Raw genomic sequence first — 3,379 nt, forward strand, 5'->3', positions numbered from 1 at the left:
TACACCCGCAACGGCGACGACCCGGTCGCCAACCCCAGCACCGCCTCCGGCCGCGACCGCACCACCGCCTCCACCGCATCCGCAGCCAGCACCGCCAACCGCTCCGCAGGAGCGATCACGACCTCCATCACAGCACCTTTCGACGGCCGACGAGGGCAGCACCCACGGCGGCGACAGGGACGTCGGCGGGGGCCAGCGAGACCCGCTCCGCCAGACGCAACGAGGACAGGAACGGGGAGCTGCTCGACTGCGCGTCGAGCGCCTCGCGCACGGCGTCGAGGAGCGGCTGCCCCAGGGCGGACACGCCGCCGCCGAGGACGACGTGACGCACGTCGACCGTCAGCTCGAGGATCCGGACCGCGGACGCCACCGCGTCCGCGAACTCCGCCTTGACCCGGACGGCCTCCGGGTCGCCGGCCGCGGCGGCCTCGAAGAGCTCCGCCGGGGCGGGCCGGCCGTGTCGCGCGGGCCACCGGGCCGACAGCGCGGAGCCGGACGCGTACACCTCGACGCACCCGCGCTGGCCGCACGCGCACGGCGGGCCCTGCGGGTCGATCGGGATGTGCCCGATCTCCCCCGCCGCACCGCTCACGCCGCGGCGCAGCTCGCCACCGAGGACGATGCCCGCCGCGAGACCGGTGCCGAGCGCGAGGAACGCGAGGTCCGCGCCGTCGCCGCCCCGCACGTGGGACGCGCCGAGCGCGGCGACGTTGAGGTCGTTGTCGACCCGCACCGGCACCCCGCCGAGCTCGGTCGACAGCGCGTCGGCGAGCGCGAAGCGGCCCCCCTCGATGCCGAGGTTGACGGCATGCGTCACCGAGCCGTCGTCCGGGTCCACGAGGCCGGGCACGCCGACCCCGACGCCGTCGACGTCCGCGGCGTCGACGCCCCCGCGCCGCAGGACCTCGCGCACCGCGCGCGCCGCGCTCGCCACGACGCCCTGCGGACCGCGCACCGTCGGCAGGCGCAGCGACTCGTGCACCGCGCCGTCCGGGCCCAGGTACGCGGCGAGCACCTTGGTGCCGCCGATGTCGAGACCGACCGCGCTCCCCGGCCCCGAGGGCAAGGCGTCGCTGTGCGACGTCGCGCCGGGGCCGGGGCGCCCGGCCAGGGCTGCGGCTGCCTCGCCGTGCGGCGAGGCAGCCGTGCTCAGGTCGCTCACGTCAGCCCTTCACCGCACCCGAGACGAGACCGCCGGTCATCCGACCCTGGACGATGAGGAAGAAGATCACCACGGGGATCGCGATGAGCACCGCTCCCGCCATGACCGCCCCCCAGTTGGTCGCCTGCGTCGCCTGGAGGAACGTGCGCAGCCAGACCGGCAGCGTCATCGAGTCCGGGCGCGACATGATGATGAGCGCCATGACGAACTCGTTCCAGGCCTGGATGAACGCGAACACGCCCGTCGCGACGAGGCCCGGCGCGAGCAGCGGGAACGTGATCTTCCAGAACGCCTTGCCCCGCGAGCAGCCGTCGATCATGGCCGCCTCCTCGAGCTCGGCCGGGACGCCGTTGACGAACCCGCGCAGCGTCCAGATCGTGAAGGGCAGCACGCCGGAGACGTAGACGATCCCGAGGCCGATGATGGTGTTCAGCAGCTGCCAGCCGTCGATGATCCGGAAGATCGAGATCATCATGGCCTCGCCGGGGATCATCTGGACCACGAGGATCGCGAGGATGAACGCGCGCCGGCCCTTGAACCGGAACCGCGTGACCGCGAGCGAGGCGAGGAAGCCGAGCAGCATCGCCACGAGGAGCGTGAACAGCGTGACCGCCAGCGAGTTGCCGAGGGCGGGCAGGAACGCCGCGCGGTCCTCGCTGAGGATGGCGCTCTCGTAGTTGCGGAGCGTGAACGTCTCCGGCGTCGGGAAGTAGTGCAGCTCGCTGCCCCGGATGAGGTTCGCCGGGAGGAACGAGGTGTTGATCATCCAGTACACGGGGAATGCGGACCCGACGAAGACGACGATCGCGAGGATCGCGTAGACGATGTTCGCCGCCTTCTTGCGACGCGTCTCCCGGCTCTTGCGCACCGCCGGCTTCGCCGCGCTCGGCGAGGCGTGCCGGACGGCCGCCACGGGGGTCGTGGAGATGGTGCTCACAGTTCTTCCTCCCGAACCGTCTGGCGCACGTAGTAGAAGGAGATCGCGAGCATGATGAAGACGAAGATCACCGAGATGGCGCCGGCGAGACCGTAGTGCCCCTGCGCCATGCCCATCTGGTAGATGTACACGCCGATCGTGTTCGTCTGCTCCCGGATCCCGCCGATGTCCTGCAGGGCGTAGATCTGCGTGAAGACGCGCAGGTCCCAGATGATCGACAGCACGACGAGCACCGTGATGATGCTGCGCACGTACGGGACCATGATGAGCCGGAAGCGCTTGACCGGGCCGGCGCCGTCGAGCTGCGCCGCCTCGAGCACCTCGCCCGGGATCTGCGTCAGGCCGGCGTACATGGTGAACGCCACGAACGGGACGGCGCCCCACACGATGATGATCGTCGCGACGGTGAAGAACAGCAGCGGGTTGATGAGCCAGGCATGGCCCAGCCAGTTCTCGCCGGTGATCTTCGTCAGGAGGTTGTTGACGACGCCGTAGTCGGAGTCGAAGATCCAGCCCCACACGACGGTGCCGGCGAGCGCCGGCATCGCCCACGCGAGGAGCAGGCCGATCGAGACGAGCAGGCGGAAGCCCTTGCCGAGCCGCATCATGAGCAGGGCGACGAGGGTGCCGATGAGCATCGTCAGGGCGACGCAGACGACCATGAAGAGGAAGCTGCGCAGCAGCACGGTCCAGAAGCCGTCGACGTCCGTGAGGACCTGGGCGTAGTTGTCGAAGCCGACCCACTCGGCGGGCTGGCCCATGAGCTGGGCCCGCTCGTACTTCTGGAACGACATGACGACGAGCCGGACGATGGGGTATCCGACCAGGACCCCCAGGACGACGAGGCTGGGGAGCAGGAGCGTCCAGGGCAGGACCGGCGGACGCCGCTTCTTGGGGGGCCGCACCGCGGCGCCGGAGCGCTCGGTGCGGGGTTCGAGGGTGGTTGAGCTCATTTCCTCACTCCGTCTGTGGTGCGCGGTGGTGCGCAGGAGACGTGCCGACGGCCCGTCACGGGGAGGGGTGGGGTCCCCGAGGAGACCCCACCCCTGACGGCTCGAGCCACCGGTGGGGGGGGGGGGGGGGGGGGGGGGGGGCCCGGGGGGGGGGGGGGGGGGGGGGGGGGGGGGGGGGGGGGGGGGGGCCCCGCGCGCGGGGGGGGGGGGGGGGGGGGGGGGGGGGGGGGGGGGCCCGGGGGGGGGGGGGCGGCGCGACCGGGCCGGGAGGCGCCGCGGCGGCCGGGCCGGGGCCCTCGTCCGCCGGCACCGGGACGAGCGGCAGGT

3 protein-coding genes and 1 pseudogene are annotated in these 3,379 nt (G+C 72.6%); all 4 read right to left on the reverse strand.

Going from position 1 to position 3,379, the window contains the following annotated elements:
* Window positions 1-128: pseudogene (locus tag GYH36_RS19930) on the reverse strand (glucosamine-6-phosphate deaminase); the annotation flags it as partial.
* Entirely contained in the window at window positions 128-1,162 is a 1,035-nt protein-coding gene (locus GYH36_RS18920; protein WP_312028721.1) for an ROK family protein, read from the reverse strand. The pseudogene GYH36_RS19930 and the gene GYH36_RS18920, both read right to left, overlap by 1 nt.
* A gap of 1 nt (window position 1,163) precedes the next feature.
* Window positions 1,164-2,099: a carbohydrate ABC transporter permease gene (locus GYH36_RS18925; protein ID WP_024841997.1), complete on the reverse strand. Its 936-nt coding sequence runs from the start codon at window positions 2,097-2,099 to the stop codon at window positions 1,164-1,166.
* Entirely contained in the window at window positions 2,096-3,052 is a 957-nt protein-coding gene (locus GYH36_RS18930; protein WP_024841998.1) for a carbohydrate ABC transporter permease, read from the reverse strand. Before GYH36_RS18930 ends, GYH36_RS18925 begins: the two co-directional genes overlap by 4 nt.
* Window positions 3,053-3,379 lie beyond the last annotated feature (327 nt).

Source organism: Cellulosimicrobium composti, from assembly GCF_010287905.1.
Classification (GTDB): Bacteria; Actinomycetota; Actinomycetes; order Actinomycetales; family Cellulomonadaceae; genus Cellulosimicrobium; species Cellulosimicrobium composti.